At 69.3% G+C, this 25,179-nt stretch carries 28 protein-coding genes; 17 read left to right on the top strand and 11 right to left on the bottom strand.

Annotated elements, in window-relative coordinates:
• Position 1: 1 nt before the first annotated feature.
• The 3 genes from KALB_RS43085 to KALB_RS43095 all read right to left on the bottom strand — a co-directional run bounded on the left by KALB_RS43085 (position 2) and on the right by KALB_RS43095 (position 3,382).
• Positions 2 to 1,201 carry an SGNH/GDSL hydrolase family protein gene (locus KALB_RS43085; protein ID WP_025361888.1) on the bottom strand — a complete coding sequence of 400 codons (1,200 nt, stop codon included), beginning with the start codon at positions 1,199 to 1,201 and terminating at the stop codon, positions 2 to 4.
• A gap of 106 nt (positions 1,202 to 1,307) precedes the next feature.
• Positions 1,308 to 2,615, bottom strand: coding sequence for a glycosyltransferase family 87 protein (locus tag KALB_RS43090; RefSeq protein WP_025361889.1), 1,308 nt, complete (start codon positions 2,613 to 2,615; stop codon positions 1,308 to 1,310).
• Positions 2,612 to 3,382 (bottom strand): deoxyribonuclease IV, encoded by a 771-nt coding sequence (locus tag KALB_RS43095; protein ID WP_025361890.1) that lies wholly within the window; start codon positions 3,380 to 3,382, stop codon positions 2,612 to 2,614. The genes KALB_RS43090 and KALB_RS43095 overlap by 4 nt, the downstream gene beginning before the upstream one ends.
• Positions 3,383 to 3,497: 115 nt before the next feature.
• Here KALB_RS43095 and KALB_RS48975 point away from each other — a divergent pair, with 115 nt between their 5' ends.
• The 8 genes from KALB_RS48975 (at position 3,498) to KALB_RS43135 (ending at position 10,162) form a co-directional block, all read left to right on the top strand.
• Entirely contained in the window at positions 3,498 to 4,508 is a 1,011-nt protein-coding gene (locus KALB_RS48975) for a hypothetical protein (protein WP_042223215.1), read from the top strand.
• Positions 4,509 to 4,626: 118 nt separating this feature from the next.
• A complete protein-coding gene (gene rpsF, locus KALB_RS43105) occupies positions 4,627 to 4,923 on the top strand; it encodes a 30S ribosomal protein S6 (RefSeq protein ID WP_081790073.1) in 297 nt (98 codons plus the stop codon).
• Positions 4,924 to 4,928: 5 nt separating this feature from the next.
• Positions 4,929 to 5,420: a single-stranded DNA-binding protein gene (locus KALB_RS43110; RefSeq protein WP_025361892.1), complete on the top strand. Its 492-nt coding sequence runs from the start codon at positions 4,929 to 4,931 to the stop codon at positions 5,418 to 5,420.
• A 48-nt stretch (positions 5,421 to 5,468) separates the two neighbouring features.
• Positions 5,469 to 5,711, top strand: coding sequence for a 30S ribosomal protein S18 (rpsR, locus tag KALB_RS43115; protein ID WP_025361893.1), 243 nt, complete (start codon positions 5,469 to 5,471; stop codon positions 5,709 to 5,711).
• 13 nt (positions 5,712 to 5,724) lie between these two features.
• The gene (gene rplI, locus KALB_RS43120; RefSeq protein ID WP_025361894.1) at positions 5,725 to 6,183 is read left to right on the top strand and encodes a 50S ribosomal protein L9; all 459 of its coding nucleotides are present in this window, start codon (positions 5,725 to 5,727) and stop codon (positions 6,181 to 6,183) included.
• Between the two features lie 422 nt (positions 6,184 to 6,605).
• A complete protein-coding gene (gene dnaB / locus KALB_RS43125; protein WP_025361895.1) occupies positions 6,606 to 7,967 on the top strand; it encodes a replicative DNA helicase in 1,362 nt (453 codons plus the stop codon).
• Between the two features lie 246 nt (positions 7,968 to 8,213).
• Positions 8,214 to 9,170, top strand: coding sequence for an oxidoreductase (locus tag KALB_RS43130; RefSeq protein ID WP_025361896.1), 957 nt, complete (start codon positions 8,214 to 8,216; stop codon positions 9,168 to 9,170).
• Positions 9,167 to 10,162, top strand: coding sequence for an AraC family transcriptional regulator (locus KALB_RS43135; RefSeq protein ID WP_025361897.1), 996 nt, complete (start codon positions 9,167 to 9,169; stop codon positions 10,160 to 10,162). Before KALB_RS43130 ends, KALB_RS43135 begins: the two co-directional genes overlap by 4 nt.
• Before the next feature lie 153 nt (positions 10,163 to 10,315).
• On the opposite strand, the gene KALB_RS43140 is transcribed toward KALB_RS43135, so the two are convergent.
• Positions 10,316 to 10,975: a TetR/AcrR family transcriptional regulator gene (locus KALB_RS43140; RefSeq protein ID WP_236650140.1), complete on the bottom strand. Its 660-nt coding sequence runs from the start codon at positions 10,973 to 10,975 to the stop codon at positions 10,316 to 10,318.
• Between the two features lie 76 nt (positions 10,976 to 11,051).
• Between KALB_RS43140 and KALB_RS43145 the strand changes: the two genes are divergently transcribed.
• Together KALB_RS43145 and KALB_RS47390 are read left to right on the top strand one after the other, a co-directional pair.
• A complete protein-coding gene (locus KALB_RS43145; protein WP_025361899.1) occupies positions 11,052 to 11,597 on the top strand; it encodes a nitroreductase/quinone reductase family protein in 546 nt (181 codons plus the stop codon).
• 115 nt (positions 11,598 to 11,712) lie between these two features.
• Positions 11,713 to 11,892, top strand: coding sequence for a hypothetical protein (locus KALB_RS47390; RefSeq protein WP_148309883.1), 180 nt, complete (start codon positions 11,713 to 11,715; stop codon positions 11,890 to 11,892).
• Between the two features lie 77 nt (positions 11,893 to 11,969).
• Here the strand turns inward: KALB_RS47390 and KALB_RS43150 are convergent, their stop codons facing one another.
• On the bottom strand, positions 11,970 to 12,554 hold the full coding sequence (locus tag KALB_RS43150; RefSeq protein WP_025361900.1) for a helix-turn-helix domain-containing protein: 585 nt from the start codon (positions 12,552 to 12,554) through the stop codon (positions 11,970 to 11,972).
• A 91-nt stretch (positions 12,555 to 12,645) separates the two neighbouring features.
• Here KALB_RS43150 and KALB_RS43155 point away from each other — a divergent pair, with 91 nt between their 5' ends.
• On the top strand, positions 12,646 to 13,326 hold the full coding sequence (locus tag KALB_RS43155) for a class I SAM-dependent methyltransferase (protein WP_236650141.1): 681 nt from the start codon (positions 12,646 to 12,648) through the stop codon (positions 13,324 to 13,326).
• 5 nt (positions 13,327 to 13,331) lie between these two features.
• Here the strand turns inward: KALB_RS43155 and KALB_RS43160 are convergent, their stop codons facing one another.
• Positions 13,332 to 13,901, bottom strand: coding sequence for a TetR/AcrR family transcriptional regulator (locus tag KALB_RS43160; protein ID WP_025361902.1), 570 nt, complete (start codon positions 13,899 to 13,901; stop codon positions 13,332 to 13,334).
• 83 nt (positions 13,902 to 13,984) lie between these two features.
• Between KALB_RS43160 and KALB_RS43165 the strand changes: the two genes are divergently transcribed.
• The gene (locus KALB_RS43165; protein WP_025361903.1) at positions 13,985 to 14,914 is read left to right on the top strand and encodes an NADP-dependent oxidoreductase; all 930 of its coding nucleotides are present in this window, start codon (positions 13,985 to 13,987) and stop codon (positions 14,912 to 14,914) included.
• Positions 14,915 to 15,032: 118 nt separating this feature from the next.
• Here the strand turns inward: KALB_RS43165 and KALB_RS43170 are convergent, their stop codons facing one another.
• Positions 15,033 to 15,779 carry a GbsR/MarR family transcriptional regulator gene (locus KALB_RS43170; RefSeq protein WP_025361904.1) on the bottom strand — a complete coding sequence of 249 codons (747 nt, stop codon included), beginning with the start codon at positions 15,777 to 15,779 and terminating at the stop codon, positions 15,033 to 15,035.
• A gap of 196 nt (positions 15,780 to 15,975) precedes the next feature.
• On the opposite strand from KALB_RS43170, the gene KALB_RS43175 reads away from it, so the two are divergent.
• From KALB_RS43175 to KALB_RS43190, 4 genes are all read left to right on the top strand, one after another.
• On the top strand, positions 15,976 to 17,112 hold the full coding sequence (locus tag KALB_RS43175) for a serine hydrolase domain-containing protein (RefSeq protein ID WP_025361905.1): 1,137 nt from the start codon (positions 15,976 to 15,978) through the stop codon (positions 17,110 to 17,112).
• A 261-nt stretch (positions 17,113 to 17,373) separates the two neighbouring features.
• Positions 17,374 to 17,862, top strand: coding sequence for an Arc family DNA-binding protein (locus KALB_RS43180; RefSeq protein WP_025361906.1), 489 nt, complete (start codon positions 17,374 to 17,376; stop codon positions 17,860 to 17,862).
• Positions 17,863 to 17,935: 73 nt separating this feature from the next.
• On the top strand, positions 17,936 to 18,781 hold the full coding sequence (locus tag KALB_RS43185) for a DUF4097 family beta strand repeat-containing protein (RefSeq protein WP_025361907.1): 846 nt from the start codon (positions 17,936 to 17,938) through the stop codon (positions 18,779 to 18,781).
• A gap of 112 nt (positions 18,782 to 18,893) precedes the next feature.
• Positions 18,894 to 20,120 (top strand): cytochrome P450, encoded by a 1,227-nt coding sequence (locus tag KALB_RS43190; RefSeq protein ID WP_025361908.1) that lies wholly within the window; start codon positions 18,894 to 18,896, stop codon positions 20,118 to 20,120.
• Between the two features lie 184 nt (positions 20,121 to 20,304).
• Here KALB_RS43190 and KALB_RS43195 read toward each other — a convergent pair whose 3' ends face one another.
• From KALB_RS43195 to KALB_RS44735, 4 genes are all read right to left on the bottom strand, one after another.
• A complete protein-coding gene (locus KALB_RS43195; RefSeq protein WP_025361909.1) occupies positions 20,305 to 21,747 on the bottom strand; it encodes an alpha/beta hydrolase in 1,443 nt (480 codons plus the stop codon).
• Between the two features lie 148 nt (positions 21,748 to 21,895).
• Positions 21,896 to 22,486 carry a MerR family transcriptional regulator gene (locus KALB_RS43200; protein ID WP_025361910.1) on the bottom strand — a complete coding sequence of 197 codons (591 nt, stop codon included), beginning with the start codon at positions 22,484 to 22,486 and terminating at the stop codon, positions 21,896 to 21,898.
• Positions 22,487 to 22,615: 129 nt separating this feature from the next.
• A complete protein-coding gene (locus tag KALB_RS43205; protein ID WP_030111927.1) occupies positions 22,616 to 23,125 on the bottom strand; it encodes a GNAT family N-acetyltransferase in 510 nt (169 codons plus the stop codon).
• Between the two features lie 51 nt (positions 23,126 to 23,176).
• Positions 23,177 to 24,190: a hypothetical protein gene (locus KALB_RS44735; RefSeq protein WP_081789780.1), complete on the bottom strand. Its 1,014-nt coding sequence runs from the start codon at positions 24,188 to 24,190 to the stop codon at positions 23,177 to 23,179.
• A gap of 174 nt (positions 24,191 to 24,364) precedes the next feature.
• Between KALB_RS44735 and KALB_RS43215 the strand changes: the two genes are divergently transcribed.
• Positions 24,365 to 25,147 (top strand): GNAT family N-acetyltransferase, encoded by a 783-nt coding sequence (locus KALB_RS43215; RefSeq protein ID WP_025361913.1) that lies wholly within the window; start codon positions 24,365 to 24,367, stop codon positions 25,145 to 25,147.
• The last annotated feature ends 32 nt before the right edge of the window (positions 25,148 to 25,179 follow it).

Here is a 25,179-nt window from a genome sequence, read left to right on the forward strand (position 1 = left end):
GTTACAACCTGCTCAGGTCGAAGGCGTTGGCCATGGCCTGGTAGCCGGCGTCGCCGGGGTGCAGGTGGTCACCGCAGTCGTACGCCTTGAGCATCTGCCTGGGCTCGGCCGGGTCGGCGATGACCTTGTCCAGGTCGACCACCGAGTCGAAGACCCCGCTGGTGCGGATCCAGTGGTTCACGCCGACCCGGACGGCCTCCAGGGAGTCGGTGTAGGAGCCCCAGCCGCGGAACGGGGTGATCGTGGCGCCGACCACGCGCAGCCCGCGCTGGTGCGCCCGCCTGGCCAGCTGCGCGAGCCCGTTCTCGATCTTGGACGGGTCGGTCTCGTGCGGGGTCTGCTGGATGTCGTTGATGCCCTCCAGGATGGCCAGGGTGCGCACGCCGGTCCTGGACAGCACGTCCTCGTCGAAGCGCTTGAGCGCCGCCTCGCCCGCGCTGCCGCCATCGAGCAGGATCCGGTTGCCGCTGATCCCCGCGTTCTGCACCCCGAGCTGCCGCTTCTGCCCGAGCAGGCGCTGCGCGAGGAAGTCCGGCCACCGCCGGTTGGCGTCAGCGGTGGAGCCCGCCCCGTCGGTGATCGAGTCGCCCAGGGTCACCACGCTGCCCGCTGCCGGGCCGAGCACGTCGACCCCGGTCACGTAGTGCCACACGGTGGTCCGCTCGGTGAAGGCCGCTCCGGAGGTGTCGCCCGCGTGGTCACCGGCGCGCGTGAAGAACGAGGTCTGCAACGCGAGCGGGTGGAAGGTCACCGGCCCGGACGGGGTGGGCACGTACGTGGTGACCAGCAGGTTCACGCTCGGCGGCAGGGCGAGCGGCACGGGGTCGCTGAGCACGTCGGCGCCGACGGCCACGGTGGTGGACAGCGCCCCGTGGAAGGTCACGTCCTTGGTCGACACGGCCTCCGGGGTACCGGGCTTGGCCTGCACGCCGACCGTGACGTGCCCCAGCGGCAGCGGCTTGGTGCCGTACTTGTTGGAGAGCCTGACCCGGACCTGCTTACCGCCAACACTGGTGTGCACCACGTTGCGGATCGAGTAGTTCGGGTAGCCGCTGTCACCGCCGGTGCTGTTGGCGGGCGCGGCCTCCCAGGTGCCCACCCAGGCGTCGCGCGGCGCGGAGTGCGCCACCCCGCCGACCACCAGCGACAGCACCAGCTCCAGCGCGACCCCCACGGCGATCGCGAGCAGCCTGCGATTCATGTGCAGAACTCCCTCCGCGGCGGCGGCACCTTCACGATCTCGGCAGCGATGAGTCGGCGGGATCCGCCAACCGGGTGACGTCCAGCACCCGGGCACAGCGCCACGCTCACGCGACGCCGACCGGCTCCAACTCCGGCTCACGCAGTACCGGTTCTGGCTTCTCCACGGGGGTCTTGCCCTTGGCCTTCAGGAACACGCCGAACAAAGCGGTCAACAGCGCGACCCTGCCCCACACCCCGGCGACCACCGCCTGCTCGGCGAGGTTGGTGTAGGCGTCGTTGGGCAGGCCGACCTGGATCGAGTAGTACCAGCGGAAGATGCCGATGCCCATGGCCAGGTCGGTGACCAGGAAGCCGACGAACCAGCCCCAGCGCACCGGCACCAGCGCGAAGAACGGCAGCAGCCACAGCGTGTACTGCGGGGAGAAGACCCGGTACAGCAGCAGGAAACCGCACAGCATCGAGGCGCACACCGGCAGCAGCGGGTACACGCCCTCGCGGCGGTAGCGCCACCAGCCCACGGCCAGTGCCACGGCGAAGGACAGCACGACCAGCAGCGGGGACCAGGCGTTCACCGCGGCCTGGAACCCGTGCGAGCTCGGGTCCGAGTACGGGCGGAAACCCCAGAACCACAAGGAGTTCGCCGTGATGTCCACCGGGCGCTGCTGCTGGAACTGGAAGGAGGCCGCCCAGCCCTCCGGGCCCGCGAGCACGAACGGCAGGTTCACCAGCACCGCGGTCAGCCCCGCGGTGAGCACCACGCGCACCGCGCCGAGCAGGTCCCGCCGGGAGGGGCTGGCGGCCAGCACGTACAGCGCGAGCGGGGCGACGAAGATGATCGGGTAGATCTTGAACGCGAAGCCGAAACCCAGCAGGGCGGCGGCGACCAGCGGCCTGCCGCGCCACAGCGCGAAGTACAGGGCGGCCACCGTGCAGGCCACCGCGGGCAGGTCCCAGTTGTGGAAGGCGTAGAGCACCAGCGGCGGGCTCAGCGCCCACATCAGCGCACGCCAGCGCGCCATCCTGCCGAGCAGCCAGCCCACGGCCAGCCCGAACGGGGCCAGCAGCAGCGCGGACCAGAACAGGAACTGGCCGTCGGTGCTGGCGAAGTACGCGCCCGCCCAGATCAGCATGCCGGTCAGCACCGGGTACTCCACCGAACCGCCGAGCAGGTGCCCCTCGGCGTCCAGGCTGCCCGAGACGTACGGGAACACGTGCTTGTCGATCTCACGGCCCAGCCAGAGCTGCTGGATGTCGGAGTAGCACACGTCCCGGTAGCGGCGGACCTCGTAGTTGGGCTCGGACCGCCCCTGGGCGTCGAACCGCGGCCCGGTGCAGCGCTCCTTGTTCCCGTAGCCCACCACCAGGGCCGCCCCGCAGAGCAGGACGAGCAGGGCCAGCGCGGCCCCTCTCACCCGGCGAGGTGCTCGCGCAGGAACGCGATGTCGGCGGCCTGGCCCTCACCGGGCGTCTCCACGACCACCGGCGCGCCGGCCGCGGCGACCACGGCCACCAGCAGCTGCGGGTCGATAGTGCCCGCACCGATGTTGGCGTGCCGGTCGCGGGCCGAGTCGAACTCGTCCCGGGAGTCGTTGAGGTGCACCAGGTCGATCCGGCCGGTGATCGCCTTGACCCGGTCCACGATGCCCAGCAGCTCCTCGCCCGCCGCGAAGGCGTGGCAGGTGTCCAGGCAGAACCCGGCGCCGAACTCGCCGACCTGGTCCCAGAGCCTGGCCAGCATCTCGAACTTGCGGGCCATCGCGTTGTCCCCGCCCGCGGTGTTCTCGATCAGCACCGGCACCGCGAAGCCCCCGCTGTCGGCCTGCCGCTCGAACAGCTTGCGCCAGTTGGCCAGTCCCTCTGCCGGGTCCTCGCCCTTGGTCACGTGACCGCCGTGCACCACCAGGCCCTTGGCGCCCACCGCCGCGGCGGCCTCGGCATGCTGCTGCACCGCCTTGCGGGAGGGGATGCGGATCCGGTTGTTCAACGAGGCCACGTTGATGACGTACGGGGAGTGCACGAACACCGTCAGGTCCCCGTCACGCAACTGCTCGGCCTGCGGGTGCGGCTTGGGCGCCTTCCAGCCCTGCGGGTCGGACAGGAAGAACTGGACGACCTCGGCACCGCGCTCGCGCGCCGCGCCGAGGGGGTCGTCGTCGCGTACGTGGGCCCCGATGCGCATGTCAGGAGGGTATCCGAGTGATTTCCACCCTCAATACCCGTGGCAGGCGTCACCTCGGCGACGTACCGTCGTTTACTCCATGAAGTTACCGACGGGTCAACCTGCAGGGGTGAACATGGGCGGACGTATCGGCACCGCACTGACCGCGGCTGCCGTGCTGTTCTCCGTCAGCGCTGCCGGGCTGGTGGCGAGCACCGGCACGGCGGCGGCCGCCGAACCGATCGTGCTCGGCAGCTGCGCCACCTCGATCCAGGGCGCACCGGGTCAACCGGTGTCGCTCAGCCCCTCGGCGGTGGTCGAACCGATCACCAACCTGGTCACCGCGATCCCGCTGCTCGGGCCGCCGCTGGCCGCGCCGTTCAAGAAGGCGTTCACGGCCATGCCCGCGATCCCGATCGGCGCGCTGCCCACCGGCAACGGCTACATCACCGGCGGCAGCATCGCCACCACCGTGGTCGACAAGCTCAAGCAGATCCCGCTGCTCGGCCCGGTCATCGGCGTGCTGGTCGGCGGGGTGCAGAACGCGCTGACCGCGGGCTGCGGCGTGACCGTGCAGGGCGTCAACTCCGCGGCCGCACCGATCCAGAACGGCACGCAGGCCATCGCCGACGCCTCGCAGAAGGCCACCGGCGGGGGCGGCACCCCCAACCCCGGCGGCAGCGGGACCACGCCCGGTGGCGGCACCACTACCCCGGGCGGGGGCGGCACCACGACCCCCGGCGGGGGCGGCACCGGCAGCACGAGCAGCAACTTCCCGACCTCCGGCGGCCTGACCCCAGGCGGCGTGCAGCTCTACCAGTTCGGCGGCGGTGCGGGCTCCTACGACTACGGCCGCGTCCCGCTGTTCTCCTACACCAACCTGCCCTTCGCCGTGCCCGGCGAGTTCGCCCCGTCCCCCGGCGCCCTCTACGGCGGCTCGGTGCCCGGCTACGCCCCGCAGGTCGGCACGCTCAGCGGCACCACCCCGGACTCCGACGGGGTGCAGACCGCCGGTCGCGCGCAGGCGCTGCCCAGTGTGGCGGGCGGCGGTGTGGCGGCACCCGTGCTCATCGCCGTGCTGGCCCTGGCCGGGGTCACCGCCGCGCTGGTCCGCACCTGGGTGCTGCGCCGCACCGGCGTGGCCTGAGCACCGATTTCGTCCCGGTACCCCTCGGCTGTTAACCTCTTTGGGTTGCTGACGCAACAGGCCCTCCTGCCACGGAACGACCGTGGCCGCGCCAGTCCACAGGAGGTGAGTGGTCTTCATGCGTCATTACGAAGTGATGGTCATCTTGGATCCCAGTCTCGATGAGCGCACCGTCGCTCCGACTCTGGACACGTTCCTCAACGTCATCCGCACCTCGGGCGGAAACGTGGAGAAGGTCGACGTCTGGGGCCGTCGCAGGCTCTCGTTCGAGATCAACAAGCAGGCCGAGGGCATCTACGCCCTGCTCGACGTGAACGCCGAGCCCGCCGCGGTCAAGGAACTGGACCGCCAGCTGTCCCTGCAGGACTCGGTGCTGCGCACCAAGGTCCTGCGTCGCGACGCAGCCAAGGGCTGATCGCGGTGGCAGGCGAGACGACGATCACCGTGGTCGGGAACCTGACCGCTGATCCCGAGCTCCGCTTCACCCCGTCCGGTGCCGCGGTCGCGAGCTTCACCGTCGCGTCCACGCCCCGCACCCTCGACCGGCAGTCCGGCGAGTGGAAGGACGGCGAGGCGCTGTTCCTGCGCTGCAGCATCTGGCGCCAGGCGGCGGAGAACGTGGCCGAGTCCCTGACCAGGGGTTCTCGGGTCATCGTGACCGGTCGGCTGAAGCAGCGGTCCTACGAGACCAAGGAAGGCGAGAAGCGCACCGTCGTTGAGCTGGACGTCGAGGAAGTCGGCCCCTCACTGCGGTACGCCAACGCCAAGGTCAACAAGGTCCAGCGCGCCGGTGGTGGCGGTGGCGGTGGTGGTGGGTACGGTGGCGGATCCTCCAGCGGCCCTGCCGACGACCCGTGGGGCTCCGCGCCTCCGGCCAGCTCCGGCGGTTTCGCCGACGAGCCGCCGTTCTGAGCGACGCGCCCCCCGACCTCATTCACGCGTAATACACAGGAGTAACCCATGGCGAAGCCGCCTGTGCGCAAGCCCAAGAAGAAGGTTTGCGTCTTCTGCAAGGACAAGTCGACCGCGAACCTGATCGACTACAAGGACACCACGCTGCTGCGCAAGTACATCTCCGACCGGGGCAAGATCCGCGCCCGTCGGGTGACCGGCAACTGCAGCCAGCACCAGCGCGACATCGCCATCGCCGTGAAGAACTCGCGCGAGATGGCGCTGCTGCCCTACACCTCGACCGCGCGCTGAGCAGGGGAGTGCACTGATGAAGCTCATCCTCACCGCTGACGTCAGCGGCCTCGGCGGCCCCGGCGACCTCGTCGAGGTCAAGGACGGCTACGGCCGCAACTTCCTGCTGCCCCGCGGCCTGGCGATCCTGGCCACCCGCGGCGCGCAGAAGCAGGTCAGCACGATCCGCCGGGCCCAGGAGACCCGCCGGATCCGCGACCTGGACCACGCCAAGGAGGTCAAGACCGCCATCGACGGTCTCGGCGCCATCAAGCTGAACGCGAAGGCCGCCGCCGGCTCGAAGAAGCTGTTCGGCTCGGTCACCACCGCCGACATCGTGGCCGCGGTCAAGGCCGCGGGCGGTCCGGTCCTGGACAAGCGCTCCGTGGACACCGCCGGTCACATCAAGACCACCGGCAAGCACTCGGTGAACGTCCGGCTGCACCCGGACGTGTCGGTCGCCCTCAACCTCGAGGTCGTGGCCACCGCCTGATTCACCCGAAAGCTCCGCCCGGCCTGGTCGGGCGGAGCTTTCGCTCGTTTGCAGCAGTGCGCCCACGAATGGCTGTGGACAGCGAGCTGTGACACCCTGGGCACGACACGCCGAGGAGACGGTCACGCGCGACACGCCGCATCGGGTGAGGGTGAATTCTTCCACAGCTTACCCACACCCTCTGACCTGCGGATCTTCTCCATCCACAGACAGTTGTCCACAGCTTGTCCCCAAGCTCGGTCCCGGGTTGTGACCAGGTCGCGCGACCACGCACAGGCTGTCCACAGGCCTGTCCACAGGCCAGGTTGCCCTGCTCCACACGGGCGATCTAGCGTGCGCAGCGACCCGCCCGCACCCGGACTTGTCGGGGGTGGCGTGTACAAGCAGTAGTGCAGGCAACCGACCGCTAGGAGGGACGCGCGGTGGCGCTCGTGGATGACCGCGGCATGAGCGAGCCGAGCTTCGACCGGCAGCCTCCGCAGGATCTCGCCGCGGAGCAGTCGGTGCTCGGCGGCATGCTGCTGAGCAAGGACGCCATCGCCGACGTGGTCGAGGTGCTCAGCCCCAACGACTTCTACCGGCCCGCGCACCAGGCGGTCTACGACTGCATCCTGGACCTGTACGGCCGCGGCGAGCCCGCCGACCCGATCACCGTGTCCGCCGAGCTGGAACGGCGTGGTGAGCTGCTGCGCGTTGGCGGTGCCCCGTACCTGCACACGCTGATCGCCACCGTGCCGACCGCCGCCAACGCCGGTTACTACGCGGAGATCGTCTCCGAGAAGGCCATCCTGCGCCGTCTCGTCGAGGCGGGCACCCGGATCGTGCAGCTGGGCTACAGCGGTTCCGACGGCTCCGACGTGGCCGAGGTCGTGGACCGCGCGCAGGCCGCCATCTACGAGGTGGCCGAGCGGCGCACCAGCGAGGACTACTCCGTCCTCGAGGAGCTGTTGCAGCCCACCATGGACGAGATCGACGCCATCGCCTCGCGCGGCGGCCAGTCCCTGGGCGTGCCCACCGGCTTCACCGACCTGGACGCCGTCACCAACGGTCTGCACCCCGGTCAGATGATCATCGTCGCCGCACGTCCTGGTGTGGGCAAGTCGACCCTGGGACTGGACTTCGCGCGGTCCTGCTCGATCAAGCACGGCATGACCAGCGCCATCTTCTCGCTCGAAATGAGCAAGACGGAGATCGTCATGCGCATGCTTTCCGCCGAGGCCAGGATCCGGCTCGGCGACATGCGCGGCGGCAAGATGAACGACGACGACTGGACGCGGCTGGCCCGTCGGATGAGCGAGATCAGCGAGGCCCCGCTGTTCATCGACGACTCACCGAACCTGACGATGATGGAGATCAGGGCCAAGGCGCGGCGGCTCAAGCAGCGCAACGACCTCAAGCTGGTGGTGCTGGACTACCTCCAGCTGATGAGCTCCGGCAAGCGGGTGGAGTCCCGTCAGCAGGAGGTCTCCGAGTTCTCCCGGCACCTGAAGCTGCTGGCCAAGGAGCTGGAGGTGCCGGTGATCGCGATCAGTCAGCTCAACCGTGGCCCCGAGCAGCGCACCGACAAGCGGCCGATGCTCTCCGACCTGCGTGAGTCCGGCTCGCTGGAGCAGGACGCCGACGCGGTGATCCTGATCCACCGGCCGGACGCCTGGGAACGGGACGACCCGCGCGCGGGTGAGGCGGACCTGATCCTGGCCAAGCACCGCGCCGGCCCCACCAGCACGGTGACGGTGGCGCATCAGCTGCATTACAGCCGGTTCGCCGACCTCGCCCAGGGCTGATCATTCGCTTTTGTAGGGTCTCAAAACGCCCTTCATTTTCTCGCGGTCGACTTCATGCCAGTTTCATTTGTGAAACGAGTGTGAGACAGCCGTCCTGAGCAAGATCGCTTGCTGTGCCACCTAGGTGGCACGCTCACACCGCTGTGGCGCGAACTGCTACATCCATGGCGGGTTCTGCCACTGGGCTCAGCGCTCGAGCTACGTAACGTGAGAGCAGCAGCGCGACCCGTCCAAGGAGCTACCGGTATGTCCTGGTCATTGGCCGACGTTCCCGATCAGAGTGGCCGTGTCGCGGTGGTGACCGGCGCCAACGGTGGCATCGGCCTGGCCACGGCGATGGCGCTGGCAGGGAAGGGTGCCCACGTCGTCATGGCGGCCCGCAACGAAGCCAAGGCGGTGGTGGCCCGCGACCGGATCAGCGCGACCCATCCGGGTGCGTTGGTGGAGATCGTCCCGCTCGACCTGGGATCGCTCGCGTCGGTCGAGCACGCTGCCGAGCAGATCCTGGCGGCCCACCCCGGTATCGACCTCCTGGTCAACAACGCGGGCGTGATGGCGATGCCGCAGGGGCGCACAATCGACGGATTCGAAACCCAACTGGGCATCAACCACCTCGGGCACTGGGCGCTGACCGCGCGCCTGCTGCCCGCCCTGGTGCGTACGCGCGACGCCCGGGTGGTCACGGTGACCAGTGGGGCCCAGCACACCGGCCGCCCCCTGGATCCTGGCGATCCGTTCCTGCTCCGCGATTACGACCCGTGGCGCGCGTACGGGAATTCCAAGCTCGCCAACAGGCACTTCGCCCAGGGGCTGGACCGGCAGTTCCAGGAGACCGGGCTGTCCGTGAGGGCCCTGACCACCCACCCGGGCCTCACGAACTCCGATATCCAGTCGACCACGGTCACCGCTGGCGGAGGTGGTGGCCTGGGTCGTTTCTTCCTCGCCCTCACCCGTCGGATCGGAATGGACACCGAGCGCGGGGCGCTGAGCCCGCTGCGCGCGGCAACCGACCCGCGTGCCGTCGGTGGCGCCCTGTACGGCCCGCGCTGGGGCATGGCCGGTGCCCCGGTCCGTCGCCGCTTGATCCGGCCGGGCGCCGATCGGGCGATCCGGCTGCTGTGGCAGGTCTCCTGGCAGCTGACCGGGCTCGACATCGACGTCGCCAAGGTCGCGGCGCGGACCGCGTCGACACGTCGGCCATGACCGCGGGCAGGTTCACGCTGAGCCCGGCGACCAGTGCCGTGCTGGCTGACCTCGGCGTGTCCACCGGCGCGGTGCTGCGCGCGGCGGGACTCCCGGAGGACCTGTTCCTCAACCGGCAGGTGGCGCTCACGCCGGACCAGTTCTACCGGTGTTGGGCGGCACTGGAGGAGATTTCGGGTGACCCGGCGCTCGGTGCGACCCTCGCCCAGCGGGTGCGCGCCGAGACGTTCCAACCAGCGATCTTCGCTGCGCTGTGCAGCGCCGACCTACGCCACGCGGCGGAGCGGCTTGCCGCGCACAAGCGCCTGCTCGGCCCACTGGGGCTTGCCGTGCACGCCGACGGCGGCCGGCTGAGCGTGACCATCCAGTGGCCGGCTGATCCGCTGCCGCCACCGAGTTTCGTCGCCTACGAGCTCGTGTCCTGGGTGGCGCTGGCCCGGCTGGGCACACGCCGGCCGGTGCGTCCGGAGCGAATCGCCATGCCGAACCCACCGGGCGGCGCGGCCGGCCAGGCATACGAGGACTACCTCGGTGTTCCCGTTGGACTGGCAGCCGCGCCCGTGGTGACCTTCACCGCCCTCGACGGCCGTCGTCCGTTCCTGACCGCGAACGCCGAGATGTGGCGTGTCTTCGAGCCCGAGCTGCGCCGACGCCTTGCCGATCTCGACCGGGTGGAGTCGACCGCCGACCGGGTCCGCGCCGCCCTGCTCGAACTCCTGCCCGCCGGCCAGTGCAGCGCCTCCGCCGTCGCCCAGCGGCTGGCACTGAGCCGCCGGACCCTGCAACGACGTCTGGCCGAGGAACAGACGAGCTTCCAGGCCGTGCTGGCACGCACCCGGCACGCCCTGGCCCGCCACTACCTGGAACGGCCCGAGATCACCATCACCGAAATCGCGTTGCTGCTGGGCTATGACGAACCCAGTTCGTTCTACCGGGCCTTCCACCAGTGGTCTGGCACGACCCCTCACCAGGCCAGGGCAACCGCGACCTGAACAACCGGGCGCCGGGCCAGTGCGATAGCCAGGTTGCTCATCGAGCCAGCGGCCACCTGCCCACGGGGCAGCGCACTGCTCAGTCGTGGCTCTGCGTTGCGGACCTCAGTGCGTCGCGCGCTGTAGAACCTCACGGCTGACTTCATTTCAATCTCATTTGTGAAGTGATCGCGAGACGCTGTCTGGTGCGGTGTCGGTGGGAAGTGGTTCGCGGCGGTCGGCGCGCAGGCCGTCGAGGGAGATGCTCAGCAGCCTGTTCCACATCTGCGGGCGACACTCGTCGGTGATCTGGACGGCGTGACCCAGTGAGACCAGCAGGAGCAGCAGGTCGTCGGTGGTCACGCCGGGGCGCAGCAGGCCCGCGGCGCCGGCGCGGGCGCACAGTTCCTCGATGACGAGGCGAAGCTGCCGGATGCCCTCCAGATCGGGGACCGACCAGGTCAGCGCGAAGTTCTCCATGATCGCGCGGTGGCGCGCATAGCCGGTCAGGGCCTGCTGGTAGAAGTCGGTCAGCGCCGCCCAGGGGTCCTCGGCGTCGATCGCCGCCTGGCGCGCGGATTCCGCCCACCTCGAGAAGTCCTGGCGCAGGACCGTGTGGACGAGATCGTCCTTCTTCGGGAAGTGCCGGTAGAGGGTGCCCATGCCCACCCCGCTGCGGCGGGCGATCTCGCGCACGTCCACTGCGGCGCCCTGCTCGGCCAGCACTTCGGCGGCGGCCTCGACGATCGCTTCCCGGTTGCGGATCGCGTCCACGCGCGGCGCGCGGCGCCGGGCGGTGCTTTCCGGTTCAGCCACTGCCATACGGCCGAGCATACCGCCTTATGTGGAGCACATGCTCCGCACTGCGCTACCTTGAGGAGCAAGTGCTCCGGATAGTGGAGGGGATGCCGTGTCCGCCCCGACCACGACCACCGCGACCGAAGCCAAGGCCCCCACCGTCGACAGCTGGAACGATCGGATCATCGCCGAGTTCCGGGCGAACGCCGGGTATGTGCCTTGGAGTAGCGAAGAGGATTTCGCCGCGGGTCGCCCCGTCCCACCCCGGATTCCCGGGTTCGACGAGCAAGGCATGCCGCTGATCTTGGTGCACCACATCGGGGCCAGGACCGGGCGTGAGCGGATCAGTCCGTTGTTCTACCAGCCGGTCGGCGATGGCTGGGCCGTTTTTGGAACCCACGGTGGCAGTCCGCAGCATCCGGTCTGGTACCACAATCTCATGGCGAACCCGCAGGCCACAGTCGAGGTGGGCACGGAAAGAGTGCCGGTCGTAGCTCGGCTCGCCAGGGGCGCGGAGCGCGAGCGGATCTGGGCGAAAGAGGTAGCGCTCGTCCCGAAGTTCGCCGAGTTCGAGGCAGCCGCGGGTAGGCAGATCCCCGTCGTCATGCTGGAACGTGTCCACGCACAAGTCGCCACCCCGCCCCTCCCAGAGAAATGATCCCGCCAGCCTGCTGGAGCGACCTGAACCAGCTACGCTCCGTCCGCACAGCGAACTCGCGACACCGCAATTCGCGATGCCCTCAGTATTTCGTTGAGGCGCAACGGGTCTAGTGGTGGTTGAACAGCCCGGCGCGCGGGACCTTCCAGTCGGCCGCAACTCCGCTGCTGTCCGCCGCATCCTCGACAAGCTCGTCGTCACCGGACTGGCGATCTCGCCGGCGAACGACCGCGCCACTGGCCTCGGCCGAGGAAATGCCACGATTTTGAGACTGATCATGGTGGCATCGTGGTGAGTTCTTCGCTCGTGCGCTGGTTTTCGCACCAACCGGCGTGTTTGCGGATGGCATTGAGCACACGGGCAGGGCGGAGATCAGTCAGGTCGGTAACGGGCCCTGATGTGGAAGCGTTCGCCCTGGGGGCCGAGGATGCTCAGGAACTCGACTGGCTGCGAGTCGGCGTTGCCGAACCAGTGCGGGAGGTGGGTGTCGAATTCGGCGACCTCACCGGCGGTGAGGACGAGGTCCTGATCGCCGAGCACCAGGCGCAGCCGCCCGTTGAGGACGTACAGCCAGTGGTAGCCCTCGTGCGAGCGGGGATCGGGTTCGAGATCGTGCGGGCCAGCCGGGAGGATCTGCTTGAACGCCTGTAGCCCGCCGGGTTTGCGGGTCAGCGGGATGGCGGTCATGCCGTGCCGGGTGATCGGCCGGGGGTACACCCGGGGGTCCCCGCTGGCCGGGGCGCCAACGAGGTCGTCGAGCGGCACCTGGTAGGCCCTCGCCAGGGGGAGTAGCAGTTCCAGGCCCGGCTTGCGGTGCCCGGACTCCAGCCTGGACAGCGTGCTGACCGGAATACCGGTGGTCTCCGACAGGGCGGTCAGGGTCGCTCCGCTGCGGCGGCGCAGCTCGCGCAGTCGCGGGCCGACCATGCCGAGCACGGCGTCGAACTCGGTCCCCATGCCTCCACTGTGCCCGCACTTTTGCGGTTTCCGCAAAGAACGTTGCCAGCTCGTCGCCGGTGGGGGCAGGTTGGCGGCGGAGGTGGTCGCGATGACCCGACAAGTCCAGTTCGGCACCGGTGGCCGGCAGGACGTGGTGATCGTCCACCAAGCCCCGACTACCGAGGCGAGGACAATGGACGCACAGTTCTGGGACGAGATGTACCGCAGCCGCGACCAGGTCTTCAGCGGCAACCCCAATGGAGTGCTCGTCACCGAGGTCACCGACCTGCTGCCAGGGCAAGCGCTCGACGTGGGATGCGGGGAAGGCGCCGACGCACTCTGGCTGGCCCGACACGGCTGGCAGGTCACCGCGGTGGACATCTCCCGGACCGCACTGCACCGCGCCGCCGCCACGGGCACGGATCTGGCCGGCCGCGTGGCGTGGACACGGGCCGACCTGACCGCCATGTCGCCCCCGGCCGGCGCGTTCGACCTGGTCTCCGTCCAGTACTTCCCGCTGCCACGCCAGCCGGGCCACACCGCGCTGCGTGGACTACTGGCCGCCGTCGCACCCGGCGGCACTCTGCTCATCGCCAGCCACGACCTCGCGGACCTGTCCCCACGCAACGGCTTCGACCCCAGCGACTACTACCAACCCGAGGACATCGCCGGGCTCCTCGACGAGGACTGGACCGTCCTGATCAACGAAACCCGTCCGCGAACCGCTCCCGCACCCGCGGGCACCCACCACACTCGCGACACCGTCCTGCGAGCACGACGCCTCCGGTAACCCCGTCAGCACAAGGCACTGGCCGCTTGCACCTCGGTGAGCGTTCGCCGCGCGAGTTCACCGAAGTTGTCGCTGTTGTTCGTGTCGCTCCAGCGCTCATAGGCGATCTTCCACGCGAGCGCGCCCAGTTCGGCGGCCACGCGCGAGGTCAGGTCGGCAACGCCGCGGCGCTTGAGCGCGTCGATCATCGATGCGGTGAGGCCGAGTCCCTTCAACGCCTCGCGTTCTCGCAGTTCCGGGTTGGCGGCGATCACTGCCGACCGCCGGGCGCCGAACTCGCGACGATCGGCGGTGAAGGCTTCCCTCCCGATCACGTCCAGAGCATGCGCCACCGCTTCGAGCGGGCTGGCCCCAGCTGGCGCCGCGTCGATCCCGTCGACGAGTAGTCCGGTCATCGTGCCCCCGCCGAAGAGCACCTCCCGCTTGTCCGGGAAATGACGGAAGAAGGTGCTCTTCGTGAGCCCGGCGCGCTCCGCGATCTCGATCACCGTCGTGTTCTCGTAGCCCCGCTCCTCGAACAGCTCAAGGGCAGCGACAACGAGTCGCTCGGATGCGTGGGGTTGCCAGCGGACCATGAGAACAGCGTACGGGACTTGGTCCCGTCACTCGTGTACCGTGATGGGACCAAGTCCCGTCACGCTGCCTGCTGGAGGTACTCATGAGCCGAGCTGTTGTCTATGAGACGTTCGGAGGTCCCGAAGTACTGGAGTTGCGGGAGGTTCCGGAACCGCATGCCGGGCCGGGCGAGATCCGCGTCCGCGTAACGGCCGCCGGTCTGAATCCCATGGACTGGGGTATTGCCTCGCGGCCCGAGGCGGCGGCGCGGTTCGGCATCACCGTGCCCTCCGGCTTCGGTTACGACTTCGCCGGGGTCGTCGACGAGGTCGGAACCAGCGCCACGGGTTTTGCTGTGGGCGACCGTGTCCACGGCGGCGCGCTGGGTAGAGCCGCTGCCGATTTCGTGGTGGTCAGGACGCCCACCGAGGCGACCGAGGCGCTCTGGCATACGCCGGAGGGCATCAGCGACGAGGTGGCGGCCACGCTTCCGGTGGCCGGTATGACCGCCGCCGCCGCGTTGGCGGCGGTCGATCTGCGGTCCGGCGACACCGTCCTGGTCGGCGGTGCCGCGGGCGGTGTGGGCGTGTTCGCCGTACAGCTCGCGAAGCTCGCCGGTGCCAGAGTGATCGGGACCGCCGCGGCGAGCACGTTCGAGTTCCTGCGCCAGTTCGGTGCCGAGCCCGTGGCCTACGGCCCCGGACTGGCAGACCGGGTACGGACCCTGGCTCCGGAGGGCGTGACCGCGGCAACCGACCTGTTCGGCATCGAAACGGCCGAGGCCGCGCTCGCGCTCGGCGTGCCGCCCGAACGGATCTCCACGGTCGCCGCGGGTCCCAATCCTCCCGGCGGCGTGCGCGCGACCGGCGGTATCGACGCGGGCCCGGACGCCATGGCGCGGATCAGCGACGCGATCCTCGCCGGCACGATCACCGTGCCGATCGCCGCGACCTTCCCGATCGAGCAGATCCGCGATGCCGTGACACTGCAAGCCGGACGCCACGTCCACGGCAAGCTCGTGATCACGCTGTGACCTCGTCTCCGCTGAACGCTGCGTCATCCCCTGCCTGTCGGGACGGGAACCGTCACCCCGATTCCACAAACAGGAGATGTCTGATACGGGCAGATATGAGGCTCGACAGCGCAAGCGCTCAACTGGTCGTGGAGTCGTGGTTGGTCTCGGCAGGTGGTTGGGTGGCGTAGACCTGGCGCCAGTGCTTGGCCGAGCGGACTAGGTCGTCGCTGACGCGGTGGAGGAACTGGCTCATGTTCTCCAGCCGGGCGCCGACGGGAGTGGTGGCACCGAGTCTTTGGGCGCCACTCCTGAAGACGGCGGCGATCTGCGTATCGACGCGCGCACTGGCCATGATGGCTTGGAACCATACGTCCTCGTCGATGACGTAGCGTTCCGCGCGGCGGTGGGGGTCGCGTTCGCGTTTGATGATTTTTATTGCCTCCAGGTGACCGACGGCCGTGGAGGCGGAGGCGGGGCTGACGTGCAGTCGTTGCACGAGTTCGGCCGAGGTGAGGCTGCCGCTGTCGGTGGTGACGAGTGCGGCGAGCACTCTGGCCATCATCCGCGGGAGCCCGGTCTGGACGAACAGTTCTGTGCTGTGTGCGGCCACCCCGTTCACGATCCGTGGATCGCGCCCGCCGAGGTCGACGCTTCGCGGTGACGGGCTCAGCGGAGTGGTTCCGCGCCGGTGCGCGTGTCGTGTGCTGGCCCGGTGGGCCTGGTCGGCGCGGTAGCCGCCCGGCCCGCCGTTGCGCATCACCTCGCGGGTGACGGTCGAGGTCGGCCGCCCGATGCGGCGGCCTATCGCGGCGTAGGTCAGCCCGTCACGCAGTCCCGCGGCGATCTGCCGCCGGTCCTGTTGGGTGAGCCTTTCTCCAGGCATCTGTGTCCCTGGCTCCTCGATGTCGGGAACAGCTTGACGCAACACGATCATTGCATTAGGCGACAGGACCGCGCAACGAATCAAGCTCTCTGAGCTGCGAATTTGGGCTTTACTTCAGCAGAAGCTGATTGACCCGATCGCGTAGGCAACGTAGCTTTTGCCATATCGGAAATATTCTGAGAGCAAAGGCACCGGCATGACCCACACCGATATTCAGCAGGTACTCGACTGGGCAGTGGCCGAGGTCGGTATCCCCGGCATCGTCGCCGAGGTCAAGGACGGGGACCGGACCTGGTTCGGCACCGCCGGCGTGGCCGACATCAAGACCGGCGCACCCCGCCAACCGGGGGAATACGCGCAGATCGGCAGTGGCGGCAAGGCATTCATGGCCGCTGTGCTCCTGGACCTCGAGGCCGAGGGGAAGCTGAGCATTGACGACCCGGTGAACACGTGGCTGCCGGGCGTGCTGGACGTCAACGGCTACGACGGCAACAAGATCACCATCAGGCACCTGCTCAGCAACACCGGTGGTCTGTTCGCTACCGGCCTGGCACCGGAACTGACGAATCGATACGCCACCCGTGCCGCGTTCCTCGAGCATCGCTTCGACGAATTCACCACCGAAGACCTGTTCAGGATGACGGTTTCCCAGCCGCCGGTCGCAGAGCCCGGCGAGCGCTTCCGGTACGCCAACGGCGGCTTCTACCTCGCCGAGGCGATGATCGAGAAGATCACCGGCAACAGCTTTGCCGAGGAAGTCGAGCGCAGGATAGTGCGGCCGCTCGGACTTACCCATACCTACGTGCGCCCCGCCCAGGATATGGGATACCGCGATCCGCACCCGCGCGCATACTCCAAGCAATTCTTCAAGGACGGTGTCGACATGGCCGCGGTCACCCCGGAGAACTGGGAGTCGTTGCTCGAGAAGCCCGGACTCGAGCCGCTTGACGTCACCGAGTTCAACACCTCGTGGCTCCCCGGCAACATCGTCTCCACCACCGGCGACATGATCCGCCTCGTCAGCGCGCTGGCAAGCGGCATTCTGCTGCCGCCGGCCCAGCACCGCCAGATGTGGACCACGGTCTCCACCGAAGGTAGTAACTGGCTGCCGCACACCCGATACGGCCTCGGCCTGTTCGAATTCGACAAGGCCGCCACCGGTGGCCGGACGCTGCGCTGCGTGGGCGGCAGTTACTGGGGATCCATGTTCTTCACGGCGAGCACCGCCGACGGCGAGCACACCATCTCCGTCCAGACCAACATCGAGTTGAGGTCCTGGGAGGTCCTCCGCAGGATCTACGAAGCGGGGTTCGGGATTTCCATCGGCGCGTAAAGCGTGCGGCCAGCACAGTTGGCGCCGACTGCTGGCGCCCCAGTGGCGCAACCCGGCCGAGGTGCCGGGTCGCGATGGGGGACGGGTGGGGCGCACTGCGTTGCCCGGTGCGCGCAGGCAGCGCCGGTCGGCCCAACGCCTTCCACCGCGCCCGCTTCTGACCAGCACTTTTCCTTCACGAAGTGCCAGGCGGTGCCACATGACACCACAGCTGAGCCACCATGGCTTGCATTGGTGCCATTCGTGTGCCATTGTGGTGCCATGGACATGGCCTCGTATGTGAACGACCTCGGACGTGAGTTCGCCACGCTCGCCGAAGTCGACGGTGACGAGGCCCGTGCGCTGGTCGAGCGCCTGAGCGGGTCGCTCGAGCCGGCGATCCGGATGACGCTGCTGGACGCGCTCTCCGCCGCCGCGAACGAGATCACCCGGGACCTGGCCCCGGGTTCGGTGGAGCTGCGCCTGCGCGGACGCGATCCGCACTTCGTCGTGACCTCGCCAGCGGCCGAGGACGATCCGGCGACGGTGGGCGGCGGCGCACTGATCGACGAGGACGGCCCGAGCTCGCGGATCAACGTGCGTCTCCCGGAGCAGCTCAAGGCCGCGATCGAGGAGGTCGCTGCCAAGGAGGGGCGCTCGGTCAACGCTTGGCTGGTCCGGGCGGCCTCGGCCGCACTCCAGCGCGCCGACCGCGACCAGCGCCCCAGCGGCAAACAGCCCCAGCAAGGCCTCACCGCCTGGGTGCGTTAACCGCACCGCTTTCCACCACACCACGTCCCCGACCTGCGGGGATGTGTCACCTACCCATGATGAGGGGACAGTCATGCCCAAGTTCGACACGCCCGAACCGATTTCCGTCACGCTCGAACTCGGCGTCGGCAACGTACGGATCACCGCGAGCGACCGCACCGACACCATCGTCGACGTGCGCCCGAGCGACGAGACCGATGAGTCGGACGTGCAGGCCGCCCAGCAGGTTCGCGTCGACTACGCGAACGGCCGGCTCCAGGTCACGGGGCCGAAGGCACGCGTTTTCGACTTCTCCCGCAAGACCAGGTCGGTGGAGGTGTCCATCGATCTGCCCAGCGGTTCGCAGGTGTCTGGCGAGGTGCAGTTGGGGGACCTCAGCGGCACGGGCTGGCTCGGGGAGTGCGGGTTCAAGACCTCCACCGGGAACGTCCGGCTCGAGCGGACCGGTCCACTGCGTGTGGACACCGCGGCCGGTCACGTCACCGCGGACGGCATCGCGGGCAACGCCGAGATCCACACCGGCTCCGGGAAGGTCCGCATCGGCGAGGTCGAGGGCTCCGTGGTCGTCAAGAACTCCAACGGCGACACCACGATCGACGCGGTCACCGGCGACATCCGGGTGCGCGCGGCCAACGGCGACATCTCCGTGAATCGGGCCGGCGCGGGGGTCCACGCGAAGACGGCCAACGGCGGCATCCGCCTCGGCGAGGTGGCCCGCGGCTCGGTCGAGCTCGGGACCGCGATGGGCGACCTGGAGATCGGCATCGCCGAGGGCACCGCCGCACGGCTGGATGTGCACACCGGGTTCGGGCAGGTGCGCAACCTGCTGGACAACACCACCCGGCCCGAGGGGTCCGCCGAGACCGTCGAGGTGCGCGCGCACACCTCGTTCGGCGGCATCACGATCCGACGTTCCTGATCCACCTCTGGCCCTGGCGGCCTCGTTCGACCACCGGGGACGCCGCGGTCGACCTGGTGTTCCGCTCGGTCAGCGATTGCGGCCCGCAACAACCGCCATGAAAGGATTCCCAATGAGTCAGACGGCTCCCATCCCGCACGGCCTCCCCATGGAACGCGATGCGGGCCCCTTCAACCCGCCCCGCCGCATCACCCGGCTGCGTGAGGCTCGCCCGGTCAGTCCCATGGTTTTCCCCGACGGTCACCAGGGCTGGCTCGTCACCGGCTACGACGCGGTCCGCCAGCTCATGGCCGACACCCGGTTCAGCTCCCGCCAGGACATCGGCGTTCTCCACGTACCGTACGAGATCCCCGGCATGCCCGTGGCCACCGAACCGTCCCCGCAGATGCCGGGCGTGTTCATCGCCATGGACCCGCCGGACCACGGCCGGCTGCGGAAAAGACTCACCGGAGCCTTCACCGTCAAACGCATGAGAATGCTCGAAGAGCACATCAACGACATCGTCGAGCGGCAACTGGACCACCTGACGCGCCTGACCCCGCCGATCGACCTGGTCGCGGAGTTCGCGCTGCCGGTGCCCTCGCTGGTGATCTGCGAACTGCTCGGCGTCCCCTACGCGGACCGGGAGAACTTCCAGGTCAACTCCGCCAAGTTCCTCGTCAGGGACCAGCCGCTCGACGAGAAGATGGCCGCGTTGGGCGCGTTGACCAGCTACCTCGCCGAACTGGTCACGCGCAAACGCGCCGAGCCCGGCGAGGACATCCTGTCCGACCTGGCCCGCCACGAGGACCTCACCATCGAGGAGCTGACCGGCGTCGCCTTCCTGCTGCTGCTCGCGGGCCACGAGACCACCGCCAACATGCTGGCACTGGGCACCTTCGCGCTCCTGGAGAACCCCGAGCAGCTGGCCGAACTGCGCGCCGACCCGGAGCTGCTGCCCGATGCCGTCGAGGAACTCCTGCGCTATCTGTCCATTGCCGACATCTTCTACCGCTACGCCACCGAGGACATCGAACTCGGCGGTGAAACGATCGGCAAGGGATCGACCGTCGTCGTCTCGCTGCTGGCCGCCAACCACGATCCCCAGCGCTTCGACAACCCCGACACCCTGGACATCCACCGCAAGGCCCGCGGTCACCTGTCCTTCGGCCACGGCATCCACCAGTGCCTCGGCCAGCAACTGGCCCGCATCGAGATGCGCGCCGGTTTCGGGGGACTGCTGCGCCGCTTCCCGACCCTCAAGCTCGCCATCCCCGCCAGCGAGGTGAAACTCAGGACCGACATGAACATCTACGGCGTCCACGAACTGCCGGTCACCTGGACGGAAACAGCACGGTAAACCCCGTCACCTGTGCGGGAACGCGCCTTCATGAACCAGGCCACGCCGAGCAGGCAGCACCGGTCGACGAATCCGTCGGGGACGAAGTCAGCTGCGGGGCTGCCTGCTCGGCCAGGGGCGCCTCAAGGGCTGATCGGCACGCGGCGTGGACCGCTCACGGGCCACTCGCTCGCACTGCCACCGATCAGTTGGGCTCCGCCGCGCAGGCGAGGTCGTTCGCTGAACGTTGTCCAGTGGTCAGGAACCTCGTCACCGCGTTGTTCGCGCACTTGTTCTTGCCGAGCAGGTAGACACCGTGACCGCCCTGATCGGCTGTCACCATGCGGGCGCGCTCACCGAACGCCTGCCGCAGCTGCTGGGCACCGACCAGCGGCGTCCCCGGGTCGCGGAGGTTCTGCACGATGAGCACGTCCGACGGGCCCTGGTCACCGATGCGCACCTTCGGCTCGACCGGATCGGACGGCCAGAACGCGCACGGCTGGATGTTCGCCGCGGCCGCACCGAACATCGGGTACCGGACCCGGTCGACCGCGACGTTGTGCTGGTAGGTCTGGACCGACCTCGGCCAGCGCGAGTCACCGCAGATCACGTAGCGGTTGCTGGAGATCGCGTTGTCCGGGTCCGGCGTGAGGCCATCGAGCGGGGGCAGCGGCTGGTTCGTGTCCAGCGCCCGCCAGAGCTCGGCCAGCTTGGGGAGTTGCGCGTCGCCGTAGAGGTATCCGAACGTGCCCAAACGGAACAGCGCACCGTCGACCCCTGGGGCTGGTGTCCTGTCCAGCCGCGCGGCGAGCTCGAAGTACTTCGCGGTCACCTGCTCCGAGGTGCTGCCCAGACCGTACTCGGGGTGAGCGGCGGCGAACTTCGCGAAGTCCGGGAACCGGTCCTGGAAACCCCGGGCGAACAGGCGCCCGCCCGCGGCGTCCCAGCCGTCCGGGCCCACGTTGCTGTCGAGCACGATCCGGTCGCTGTGCTGCGGGAACAGCGTCGTGTACACCGCGCCGAGGTAGGTGCCGTAGGAGTAGCCGTCGTAGGAGAGCTTCGGTTCGCCCAGCGCGGCCCGGATCCGGTCCATGTCGCGTGCGGTGTTCGCGGTGGTGATGTGGGGCAGCATCCACGCCGTCTTCGAGGTGGCGCACTGCCTGGCGATGGCCTTCGCTTGCTCGGCCCACTTCGCGACCTCGGCAGCGGTGTTCGCGTACGGCGGGATGTTGCCCCTCATCTTCTGCTGCGGCGTCAGATCACAGGTCACCGGCGTGCTGTGGCCGACACCGCGCGGGTCGAACCCGATCACGTCATAGCTGTCCCGCACGCTCTGCGGCAGACCAAAGGCCACGAGGTCGACCGGGAAGTGCAGTCCTGCCCCACCGGGACCGCCCTGATTGGTCAGCAGCACGCCGCGGCGCTGCGACGGGTTCTTGCTCGCCAGGCGGGAGACCGCGATCTCGATCTTCCGCCCGTCCGGGTTCCGGTAGTCCAGCGGGACCTCGAGCGTCGAGCACTCCAGACCGGGCGCGGCGACATCTGCTGGGCACGGCCCCCACCGCACCGTGCTCGGCGTGGCCGCTGCCGACACCCCCGGGACCACGGCCGCCGCGACGGCGACGGCAACCAACACAGTTCTCCGCATCTGACTTCCTCCCAGGCGGCGCACCAGGGCGCCGCGATCAACGGATTGAAACGATGGCGCGCACGCTGTCTCGGGGAGAGCGGTGGCGTGCACGAGTGGGCACCGGCCAGAGCGAGCACGGCACCTGCTTGGTCGTGACGATCGGCCGCTAGCGGTTCATGCGGATCAGGACGTCGATCTGGGCGGGGTTGTAGAGCTCGTGGATGGCCTGGGCGATCGCGCACAGGGCGAAGTCCTCACCGCGCGGTGCGCCGGCGCACATGTCCCGAGCGCTCGGGAATTCGGTGAACATCTTCCGGGCCTGCGGTGTCAGGTAGAGGCGTTCGGCCAGGTCTTGGCGGGTCTGCTCGTGGGCATCAGCGGGTAGGTGATCGAACTCGGCGAAGACGGGATCCAGTTCGTGGGCCTGTAGCGCTTCCGTCTGGCGCAGGATCACGGCGAGTTCGCGGCGTGTCCGTTGCAGCCGTTCGATGGTCGCCGCCAGCTCGGAGTCCAGCTCGCGCGGCGTTTGCTCGGGGTGCTCGTCAGCATCGCCCAGCTCAGCGACCTGGGCCAGCGAAAGCCCGAGCCCGGTCAGGCGCTTGATCCGCAGCACGCGGACCAGGTGGGCCACGCCGTAGCTCTTGTAGCCGTTGGCCCGGCGTTCAGGCTCGGCGAGCAGGCCGACCTCGTGGTAGTGCCGGACCGCGCGCACGGTGGTACCAGCCAGTTCGGCGAGCTGCCTGGTACTCCACCCCACGACGGTCACTCTCCCGAGAACCGGACTCCCCGGCGCGGACGCGCCGACACAGCACAGTCGAAACCATGCCGCTGCGGCATGGTCAAGGGAGTTGACTCAGTGGTGGGACCCTACGAACCGGGCGCTCGGTCACAGCGCGAGGCGCAGTCGCAGGTAGCGGGTGCCGCTGCGGCCCGGCCGGGAATGGCCGTCCGGCCGCCAACCGTGGTTGGCGTAGAAGGCGCGCGCCCGCTCGTTGCGATCCCACACCTCCAGGACCCCCACCGACACTCCCAACCCGTGCCAGGCATCCACGGCCGCGCGATGGAGCTGGCTGCCGATGCCACGGCGCCAGCAGTCCGGCCGCACGTGCAGCTGGTACAACTCGCCCACCCCAACGGGATCCACCACGGTGTCGTTCGGGGGACCGAGCAACACGATCCCCACGATCTCCTCGCCCAGTTGGGCGCACAGCAGCGTGCTGTCCGCCCGATCGCACAGCCCCGGGTAGATCCTCCGCAGCTCGGCGGCTCGACGGTCCAGGTCCGCCTGGTCGACGAAACCCCGGTAGTACGCGTTGCGCGCCTGGACGTGCACCTCAGCGATGGCCTCGGCGTCCTCGATCCGCGCCGCGCGCACCGTGACACCAGCGTTGTCCATGACCAGTGGACGCGCCGCCCCCAAGCGGGGTTGGCCGCCCGCCCGCCAGGTTCAGCTGCGACTCGACGCCCAGCGGACCGGGAACGTGGTCCCGTTCTTGACCGCCCAGCCGACGGTCACCCCGGCGGCGTTGACCGACCTGGCGACACTGGTGTCGCCGCCGGGCAGGTCTCCCAGGAGCGTTGCGGCCGCGTTCGGTGCCCAGGTGGCCGCGTGCCACCGCACACCGCCGTCGCTGGTGCCCGAGGCGCCGAACACGGTCCCGCCTGCGCTGATCCGCGCCGTGCCGCTGGTGTGTCCGGGGGCTGCCTTGAGGATCGTGGCCGAGCCGTCGAGGCCCCACTGCGTCGCGTCGAGCACGCCCTGCCGCTTGGTGTAGCCGGCGATCACGCCGTCCTTGCTGATCCCGAGTGCGGCCCCGTTGGCGGAGCCCAGCTGGGCGATGACCCCGTCGGCGCTCCATCGCACAGGGCGGATCCCGTTGGGGCCACTGGAAGATCCGACGACCACCCCGTCGGCGTTGATGCCCCAGGCGTAGCTCGCGCTGTCACCGGGCAGCGTGCCCAGGTCGGTGGCGGTGCCGTCGACGCCCCACCGCACGGCGTGCTGGTCGAACCCCGAGGTGTACGAGTAGCCAACGGCCACACCGCTGTCGTTGACCGCCTCGGCCGAGGCGGTTCCGCCATCGGGGAGCGCCCCGAGATCGGTGACGGTGCCGTCGGCACCCCACCGCACGGCGTGCCGCCCCTGCTGGCCGCCGGAGGAATCGCCGACGACCACCCCGCTGGCGTTGATGCCGTTGGCGGAGCTGTCGGTGTCGCCCGACCACGCGGCGAGGGGCGCGACCGTGCCGTCAGCGCTCCACCGCACCGCGTGGGACCGGTTGCCGTAGGAGCTGCCGACGGCAACGCCGTGGTCGTTGATCCAGCTCGCGGTACCGCCGGTGTCGCCGGGCAGCGGGCTGAGCTGGGTCACCGGCACGTCGGCCGAGGCCGGTGGCGCGGCAGCCAGGCCGGTTGAGGCGGCGAGGGCCATACCGAGGACCAGAGTCCGACCGAATCGCATTCCCACAGCTCCCCCTTGTGATCGTGCCCCGCCGCGCTGGCGGCACAGTGCGATTCTGCCAAGGACGAGGTCTCCTCCGGTGGTGATTCCACGAACACGTGACGGGTGCTCAACTCTCGCCCCAGCGGCGAAAATGCGTACCGGCGGCAGGCTCCGACCGGTTAGCTTGCCCGGATGCCTGACCTGCCGACACTGCTGTCCGCCTACGACGAGCAACTGCGCCCCGCGGAGCGGGTGAACCTGCCGCCCGGGGTACACGCCGAGCCGGACGGACCGGTCGTGCGCGTGGTGGGGCAGCACCAGGGCTTCATCAGCAGTCCGCGCGATCTCGGGGTGCGCGGTGCCGCGCTGGACGAGTTGATCGTGCGGCAGCGGGAGTTCTTCGCGGCGCGCGCGGAGGGCGTGGAGTGGAAGACGCGCGGGCACGACCTGCCCGAGGAACTGCCGGAGCGGCTGGTGGCCGCGGGGTTCGCCGCCGAGGACCAGGAGACGGTGCTGGTGGGCTCCGCCGGGGAGCTGGCGGGTACGGATCCGTTGCTGTCCAACGAGATCACGGTGCGCGAGGTCAGCGCGGACGCGGACATGCACCGGATCGCGGAGCTGGCTTCCGAGGTGTGGCAGCAGGACCGGAGCTGGCTGGGGGCGCAGCTGATCGCCGAGGTGCGTGGCGGCAACACGGTGGTGGTGGCGGCCGAGGCGGCGGGCCGGTTCGTGTCGGCCGCACGGCTGGAGTTCGTGCCGGGCACGGACTTCGCCGGGTTGTGGGGCGGTTCCACGCTGGAGCGGTGGCGGGGCCGCGGCATCTACCGGGCGCTGATCGCGGCGCGGGCGCGGCTGGCGGCGGCCCGCGGGGTGCGCTACCTGCAGGTGGACGCGTCCGAGGACAGCAGGCCGATCCTGCAACGCCTGGGGTTCACGGCGATCACCACGACCACGCCGTACGTGTGGACCCCGTGACGGTGTCCACACGGTAGGTGCGAACCTCGGCA

Source organism: Kutzneria viridogrisea DSM 43870 (genome assembly GCF_000525635.1).
Lineage (GTDB): Bacteria > Actinomycetota > Actinomycetes > Mycobacteriales > Pseudonocardiaceae > Kutzneria > Kutzneria viridogrisea.

Excerpts from the sequence above, each read along its gene's own strand:
- KALB_RS43085 (WP_025361888.1), bottom strand. The coding sequence starts at position 1,201 with ATGAATCGCAGGCTGCTCGCGATCGCCGTGGGGGTCGCGCTGGAGCTG.
- KALB_RS43095 (WP_025361890.1), bottom strand. The coding sequence starts at position 3,382 with ATGCGCATCGGGGCCCACGTACGCGACGACGACCCCCTCGGCGCGGCG.
- KALB_RS48975 (WP_042223215.1), top strand. The coding sequence starts at position 3,498 with ATGGGCGGACGTATCGGCACCGCACTGACCGCGGCTGCCGTGCTGTTC.
- rpsF (WP_081790073.1), top strand. The coding sequence starts at position 4,627 with ATGCGTCATTACGAAGTGATGGTCATCTTGGATCCCAGTCTCGATGAG.
- rpsR (WP_025361893.1), top strand. The coding sequence starts at position 5,469 with ATGGCGAAGCCGCCTGTGCGCAAGCCCAAGAAGAAGGTTTGCGTCTTC.
- KALB_RS43130 (WP_025361896.1), top strand. The coding sequence starts at position 8,214 with ATGTCCTGGTCATTGGCCGACGTTCCCGATCAGAGTGGCCGTGTCGCG.
- KALB_RS43135 (WP_025361897.1), top strand. The coding sequence starts at position 9,167 with ATGACCGCGGGCAGGTTCACGCTGAGCCCGGCGACCAGTGCCGTGCTG.
- KALB_RS43140 (WP_236650140.1), bottom strand. The coding sequence starts at position 10,975 with ATGCTCGGCCGTATGGCAGTGGCTGAACCGGAAAGCACCGCCCGGCGC.
- KALB_RS43150 (WP_025361900.1), bottom strand. The coding sequence starts at position 12,554 with ATGGGGACCGAGTTCGACGCCGTGCTCGGCATGGTCGGCCCGCGACTG.
- KALB_RS43155 (WP_236650141.1), top strand. The coding sequence starts at position 12,646 with ATGACCCGACAAGTCCAGTTCGGCACCGGTGGCCGGCAGGACGTGGTG.
- KALB_RS43160 (WP_025361902.1), bottom strand. The coding sequence starts at position 13,901 with ATGGTCCGCTGGCAACCCCACGCATCCGAGCGACTCGTTGTCGCTGCC.
- KALB_RS43165 (WP_025361903.1), top strand. The coding sequence starts at position 13,985 with ATGAGCCGAGCTGTTGTCTATGAGACGTTCGGAGGTCCCGAAGTACTG.
- KALB_RS43170 (WP_025361904.1), bottom strand. The coding sequence starts at position 15,779 with ATGCCTGGAGAAAGGCTCACCCAACAGGACCGGCGGCAGATCGCCGCG.
- KALB_RS43175 (WP_025361905.1), top strand. The coding sequence starts at position 15,976 with ATGACCCACACCGATATTCAGCAGGTACTCGACTGGGCAGTGGCCGAG.
- KALB_RS43180 (WP_025361906.1), top strand. The coding sequence starts at position 17,374 with ATGGACATGGCCTCGTATGTGAACGACCTCGGACGTGAGTTCGCCACG.
- KALB_RS43185 (WP_025361907.1), top strand. The coding sequence starts at position 17,936 with ATGCCCAAGTTCGACACGCCCGAACCGATTTCCGTCACGCTCGAACTC.
- KALB_RS43190 (WP_025361908.1), top strand. The coding sequence starts at position 18,894 with ATGAGTCAGACGGCTCCCATCCCGCACGGCCTCCCCATGGAACGCGAT.
- KALB_RS43195 (WP_025361909.1), bottom strand. The coding sequence starts at position 21,747 with ATGCGGAGAACTGTGTTGGTTGCCGTCGCCGTCGCGGCGGCCGTGGTC.
- KALB_RS43205 (WP_030111927.1), bottom strand. The coding sequence starts at position 23,125 with ATGGACAACGCTGGTGTCACGGTGCGCGCGGCGCGGATCGAGGACGCC.
- KALB_RS44735 (WP_081789780.1), bottom strand. The coding sequence starts at position 24,190 with ATGCGATTCGGTCGGACTCTGGTCCTCGGTATGGCCCTCGCCGCCTCA.
- KALB_RS43215 (WP_025361913.1), top strand. The coding sequence starts at position 24,365 with ATGCCTGACCTGCCGACACTGCTGTCCGCCTACGACGAGCAACTGCGC.